The organism is Streptomyces sp. NPDC060028, from assembly GCF_042736725.1.
In the GTDB taxonomy this organism is placed as follows: Bacteria; Actinomycetota; Actinomycetes; order Streptomycetales; family Streptomycetaceae; genus Streptomyces.
Window position 1 is genome coordinate 1 of the sequence record NZ_JBHWVJ010000198.1, and the last position, 1061, is coordinate 1061.

The following is a 1061-nucleotide window of genomic DNA, read 5'->3' on the forward strand; positions in this document are numbered from 1 at the left end:
GGCTCACCCCGGACGCCAAGGGCATGTACGTGTGCGGGTTCACCATCACCGGCCAGCCGGTGAAGACGATGGTGTACCAGCACGACAAGAACGCCGCCGCCCACGGCCTCACGCTCGGGGTGTCCCGGTCCGGCAAGACGCAGTACTTCGCGATCAACATGGCCGCGCAGTCCCTGGACGGCCAGGTGGTGTGGCTCTCGACCGTCCGGAAGGACGAGAAGACCACCACGCTGGGCCGGTACATCGACCGGCAGGGCTCGAACGCGCTGTGGATGGCCCGCTCGCTCCGGGCGGCGCAGGCACTGTGCGAGATCAGGGCGGAGATGCCCTGGCCACACGACGGCCAGCCGCACGACTACAAGCCAGGAGATCCCCGCTGCCCGTACGCGCAGCTGAACGTGTACGCGGACGAGTTCATGACCGCGGCGCAGGACGGAGACTTCGGCGAGTCCATCCAGAAGGACGGGGACGACCTCACGGTCACCGGGCTGAAGTACGGCATCGGCTTCAACCCGGCCGGCCAGTCGCCGTTCGCGCACAACGGGTTCTCCACCGAGATGAAAGACAACCTGCGGCAGAACAGCAGGCCCGTGATCTTCAACATGGGCTCTCCCGCAGCCACCCGCAAGGCGGCGGAAGGCACGATGGAGAACGCCTACGACGTGCCGACCATCCCGGCCCGCTACGCCCGCCAGGAAGGCTCCGCGATCGAGCGGGCCATGAACGGCGAAGCCGACCCCGAGAACGGCGTCTCCACAGGTGGTGTCGGCGTCATCGTCCTCGACAACGGCCGCGCCGTCCTCATGAGGTCGCTGTACGCGGACTTCGACACCGACCTGTCCAACCTGTTCCCCGACGAGGTCAACCAGCTCACCGACTACGAGGTCAGCGAGCTGACCAAGCGCGGCCTGTGGTTCGACTGGAACGAGCCCGTGCGGCCCGGCGAGTTCTGGCCCGCGCCCGACGAAGACGAGGAGAGCGAGAACCGCTCCCGCCGCCGCCGCGGCGGCGGCCAGGGCGGTGGCGGGCGCTCATCCAAGGGCAGCAGCCGCCGCGCTGAG

At 68.6% G+C, this 1061-nt stretch carries 1 pseudogene; it reads left to right on the plus strand.

The features are described 5' to 3' along the window. Positions 1-1061, plus strand: a pseudogene (locus ACFWBF_RS37405) (chromosome segregation protein ParM); the annotation flags it as partial.